Raw genomic sequence first — 5,034 nt, forward strand, 5'->3', positions numbered from 1 at the left:
CGCTCTGGCGGAAAGCACACATCCTCGGTAATGAGCGTCGAGCCCTTGGGACGAATTTTTCCAACTAGTCCAAGCAATCCTTCGCGCACATGCCACGCCAGTTCGATAGCTTCCTCCGCGCTCGTGAAATCTACGGGATGGATTAGATTGGCGTTGGAGGTCAACTCGATGACCCTGTTTTCCAAAACCTCGAGCGCTGGCATGTCTTCGGCACCGAACTCCACCAGCAGGGCCGCAGCTTTCGGATCGAGCGTTCGCCAATAGGTAGGGGTGTGCGCGAAGGCCTGGCCCGCGGCGGTGAGCGCGGGGGCGACCATCAACTCGACGGCGGTGGCTCCGAGACCGACAAGACCTGGGACAAGGCCGACCGCTTCGTCGATGGTCGGCACCGGTATCCAGGCGACACTGGTCACGCGGGGAACAGGCACGGTGTCGATGACGGCCTCAGCGACGAACGCCAGCGTTCCCTCGGATCCCACCAGGAGACGGCGAAAGATTTCCAGTGGCGTCTCGCCGTCGAGCAGAGCGCAGAGCCGGTAGCCATGGGTGTTCCGTATCGCATATTTTCGCCGCACACGGTCGACCAGCTCCCGATCGGCGAGCAACTGTCCGCGGAGTTCCAGCAGCCCGATCGCAAGATCAGGTTCGGCTCGTTCAAATGCCGCCTCCGCGTCGGGAGCCGAGGTGTCGATTACGGCGCCGGATGGCGTTACGAACGTCATCGCCGAGACGGTCTGATAAGCGTCGTTTTTGACGGTGCAGCGCATGCCGCCGGAGTTGTTGGCTATCACGCCACCGATGGTGCATGCGCTCGAACTTGCCGGATCCGGTCCGAGCCGCCGGCCGTATCGCCCGAGCATGGCGTTGACGTGCCCCAGGATCATTCCGGGACGCGCGTGTACTCGGCGGCCACTCTCCTCCACTTTGGCGCCGTACCAATGACGGCGGACGTCGATGAGTATATCGTCCGATTGGGATTGACCGTTCAGGCTGGTTCCCGCGGCGCGGAGCGTGGCGTGCCTTCCGTTCTCTCGGCAATAGCGGAAGAGCTTGACGATGTCATCGGTGGTTCGGGGCTGCACGACCACTTGAGGGATGAGCCGATACGGGCTCGCATCTGAGGCAAACCGTACGAGATCGATTGCTCTGTGGAGGACGTTCTGTTTTCCCAGGAGGGCGATGAGATCGGCTTTCAGGCCACCTGGTGTCCCGTCGACCAGAGAGGCAGGGACGGCATCGTTCTTTGGTGGCCCATCGCACCGTGGCATGCGCGCAGGGTTCGCGGAAAATAACTTTCTCATCAACGCGACGCCTCCTCTTGTGACTCACGCTGGACGGGGTTGCTCAAAACACCCATCCCCTCGATCTCCACTTCGAAGACATCGCCCGGCTGCATGAAAACAGGCGGCTTGCGCGCTGCCCCGACGCCGCCGGGTGTTCCGGTGATGATCACATCACCCGGCTCCAGACTGATCGCGACGCTGATCATTTCGATCAGCGCGGAGACGTTGAAGATGAGCTTGTCGGTAGACGACTCCTGCATCACACGGCCGTTCAAGCGGCCCTGAATGCGCAATCCGTGAGCCCCCGGCGGCAGGGCGTCTGATGTCACTAGCCAGGGGCCGAACGCCCCTGTGCCATCGAAATTCTTGCCCATGGTCCATTGCGGCGTGCGCAGTTGAAATTCGCGAATCGTCGCATCGTTGAACAGGGAGTAGCCCGCAACGTGATCGAGGGCCCTGTCACGCTTGATGCGGCGCCCTCCCCGGCCGATCACCACGGCGAGCTCCGCCTCATAGTCCAGCGTGGACGATTCGGGTGGCAGCCGGATCAGTTCACCGTGAGCGATCAGACTCGTCGCGAACCGCGCGAAAATTTCGAGATAGACCGGCTTTTTGAGTCCGCTTTCCTCGAGGTGATCATCGTAGTTGAGACCGACACAGAGGATTTTCGGCGGCTTGGGCACCGGGGGCAGTATCCGAACCGCGTTCAGGTCGATTGCCTGCATGGGCAGAAGGTCTCTACCGACGCGCGACAGATCTGCACCTTGCGCAATCAGTTCGGGAAGAGTGCCAGGAAATCCGCTTTCGCGCTCCGTAAGGCCGTGCCAGCCCGAACCTTCATCCGCCGCAATTCCGGGGGCACCCCCCTTCTCGAAATGGACAATGCGCATAGGTTCCCTCCAGTGGCGTGCGGACACGCGCCTCAGCGCCATAAATTTGTTCTGGCCAGGTCAATGACCTCGTCAGCCTCTCGGGTACGGTGCTGGCGGCGTGGAGCGCGCCGTCGTTTCTGTCTGCAAAATCATAGACCGACGATGTTCCCGGACTCGTCAGAAACTGCTGGATTTCGTCAGAAACGTCGAAAAACTGATAGGTGCTATCAGGTTTACCGGTCTTGCTGTTTCGCAAGAGATGAGCCTACGTAGCGCACCTCGGCCGCTACTCGACCCGATAGGCCGCCACGCATTCATCCGTCCCCAATCGGAATTCTCCTTCTTCAGACTGTCGGCCGAGGCAGGCCGGTTAGGCTCGGCGGGCTCCGATCGACAGTCGGCGGACCTGCGCGGTTTACCAATCGGGCGATCTCATCCATCTGGGGGAACCAGACATCCCCCTTGCTCTTGGATATGTCAGAACGTGGTCGAGAGCGCCTCCCCGCGGGGCCAGAGATTCGGCATGCACGTTCGTCACCATGCCCGTCGATGCGCGCCTTCTTCGTAACGCTGGTCGAACTCGTCGCGGCCCGAAGCCGCCGGCGTCGCGCTCAGAGGTATTGATGGCCGTGTTCGCGGCGCTGGCGGCACCGGTCAAAAGTCGTTGGCAGCGGTCGCGAATGCGACAGTCGCGTCGACGGTCTGAAGTTCTTCCCGCCGATTGAGATGCAGTTGCTTCTGTGCATGATTATCACTCGCGATGCCCTCCGCTTGACGCATTCTCGATGCGGTATGACATGCCACTTGCAGAAAAAGAGGGCCGATGGCCCGGTGCCATCGGCCCAGTCTCTGCGCGGGCACGAATGCGCGCGGGAGGAGTCGCACATTCACCAATCTTGACCCGATGGGGGATGGAACCAAGATTTATTCAGCGCAGAACCTAAAAGCATTTTCTGTCATTCTCAGTTGCTCACTGGTCCCGCCCGGGCGCGAAGATGTCACTCCTCTGGTCGGCTCGCGTTGCGAATATGGAAAAACGTGATCCTTGGGACGCGACGGAACCAACATCGATGCGATGTCCGAGCACTTCGACGGCCCGGCGCACGATGAACAGCCCGACACCGAGTCCATCACAGCGTGTGGAATCAAGCCGCGTGAACGCCTCAAAGATTCTCGACAGTTGCTCATCCATGATACCGATGCCCGTGTCACACACGTCGATGCGCACGTTTTGGCCCGAACGGCGGCAGCCAATGAGAACCCGGCCTTTGGGTTCGGTATATTTGATAGCGTTGCCGACCAGATTTCGGAGGATGCCACTGAGAAGCACCGCATTGCTCATGACGTATGCGCCAGTGGCGCATACGCGGATGTTAATCCCCTTCTGAAACGCGCGTTCTTCGTTTTCACAGCATGCTTGCCGAAACAGCGGCTCAAGCGCGACAGGTGAGAGCTTCGTCTCATTGGAATGCTCATGGAGTCGAGCAGCACCGAGCAGTTGATCGAGCTGCACACTGAGGCGATCGATTGCGTGCCGACCCGTCCGGAGCACATCTTGCTCGGATTTCGTCCGGACGCCGGTGCCGAGAAGTTCGTGGGAGCTTCGGATGACTTGCAATGGCTGTCGAAGATCATGGCCGGCCATGGCAAGCAGCACGGCCTGAAAATCGGTCGTCCGCTGCTGCGGGTCTGCCGCGCCCGCCGTTCCCAAGGTTACTGGCTGCTCGGTCGCCCGCATGATGCCGGCTCCCCTGACGTTGGTGACAATCGCAAGCCCTTTATTTGTGTCGGTCATGACGTCCTCTCTTCCAACAAGGGACTAGGTTGGATGACCTAGTTGCCGGGAGGAGTTGCTCTCGCATTTCGTTCGGCGCTCGTCGGTTATCTCAATTTCAAGACCCGACAACCATCTGAGGTACGAAGCATGACAACGCTATAAGCAGTTATCTTCCATGATTTGACGTTTTATTTTGAATAAGAACGGCAAATTACGCAAGGCTGAAGATAGACGATCGCTTATGTACAGATTCATCATTCGCGATTCCGTCCGCTTGAGATCCATCCCTGCACCATACTAGCGTTGAGAAACCGGCGACTGTCCGTGCCACTTTGCCACCCAGGCAATGAAGTGAGGATGGGTCTCGAAACGCTGTCGCAACAATGACCATTCATGGCGGAACGCCGCAGTGCTCAGAAGTCGCGCCATATCCGGCTCCCATATGCTCCAGCATATAATGCTTCAACTACAGCGCGTCTCGCTTCGGGATCCAGATCGGTCGCGTCACTGAAGGGCCGATAGACGTCGACGTCGATGGCGAGCGTCTGGCGAAGCTGATGAATACGGTTTGAGTATGCCAGAAATATCTGGGCACCAACTTGGCGGCTGTTGCTGCGCAAAGCGATGTAGACGGCTGTCCCGCCGACAATGACCCCCAGATTGGCGATAATCTTCAGGGCAATGTCAAACAGTTGTGCCTCCGGACCAGCCAGGTGAATACCAGCGAGTGACGTAGTCGAAGCTCCTAATATTCCTTTGGCGCTTCAACGATCTTTCCTCGAAACACGCGATAGACCGCATCTGTGTACGTGAGGGTGAGTGGCAGAACGAAAAGCGCCGTGCCAATGACGGCACGGCGCTCGGCGATCAGCCCTTGATGAAGGCGAGGATGTCGGCGTTCACCTCATCCTTCCGCGTGGTGCACATGCCGTGCGGCGCGCCCTTGTAGACCTTCAGCGTCGCGCCCTTGACCAGCTTCGAAGACAATATCGCCGAGGCGCCGATTGGTACGATCTGATCGTCGTCGCCGTGCAGGATGAGGGTGGGCTTGTCGATCCTTTTGAGGTCCTCAGTCTGGTCGGTTTCTGAAAACGCCTTGACG

Annotated in this window: 4 protein-coding genes; all 4 read right to left on the reverse strand. The window is 59.2% G+C overall.

Annotated elements, in window-relative coordinates; translation table 11 throughout:
* On the reverse strand, nt 1-1,301 hold a 1,301-nt coding region (locus tag ABR948_RS28600), incomplete at its 3' end, for an FAD-binding oxidoreductase (protein WP_428124515.1).
* Entirely contained in the window at nt 1,301-2,173 is an 873-nt protein-coding gene (locus ABR948_RS28605) for a fumarylacetoacetate hydrolase family protein (protein WP_428124517.1), read from the reverse strand. The genes ABR948_RS28605 and ABR948_RS28600, both read right to left, overlap by 1 nt.
* Nucleotides 2,174-3,125: 952 nt before the next feature.
* Nucleotides 3,126-3,950: a sensor histidine kinase gene (locus ABR948_RS28610; RefSeq protein ID WP_428124519.1), complete on the reverse strand. Its 825-nt coding sequence runs from the start codon at nt 3,948-3,950 to the stop codon at nt 3,126-3,128.
* Between the two features lie 849 nt (nt 3,951-4,799).
* A partial coding sequence (locus tag ABR948_RS28615; protein ID WP_428124521.1) for an alpha/beta fold hydrolase occupies nt 4,800-5,034 on the reverse strand: 235 nt, incomplete at its 5' end.

This window comes from Bradyrhizobium sp. (assembly GCF_050014615.1).
In the GTDB taxonomy this organism is placed as follows: domain Bacteria; phylum Pseudomonadota; class Alphaproteobacteria; order Rhizobiales; family Xanthobacteraceae; genus Bradyrhizobium.